This is a genomic window from Paraburkholderia sp. SIMBA_054 (genome assembly GCF_046534875.1).
Lineage (GTDB): Bacteria > Pseudomonadota > Gammaproteobacteria > Burkholderiales > Burkholderiaceae > Paraburkholderia > Paraburkholderia hospita.
On the sequence record NZ_JAWRXV010001761.1, the window covers coordinates 1 to 234 of the forward strand.

General features: G+C 42.7%; 1 protein-coding gene. It reads right to left on the minus strand.

Going from position 1 to position 234, the window contains the following annotated elements; translation table 11 throughout:
* Positions 1–234, minus strand: a 234-nt coding sequence (locus SB822_RS61140) for a hypothetical protein (protein ID WP_410859664.1), incomplete at both ends; no start/stop codon positions are given.

Below are 234 nucleotides of genomic sequence, written 5' to 3' on the forward strand. Positions count from 1 at the left end.
CTCGGTTGTACCAATAGCTGCTATCCCACGTCAGGACAATCGCTGCTACGCCTTGATCTATGATTCTTGTTTCCACTCTTTTTATGCGGACATAATCATCAAGCACCTCTCCATCTTCACTCATCATCTGAATGATTTGACGATCAGCAAGCAATGCATCGACGACTGTTTCTGCTGCATCATGCGCTTTTTCTGTATCGATATGAAATACTTTCACTTGCAGCGAATAAGATT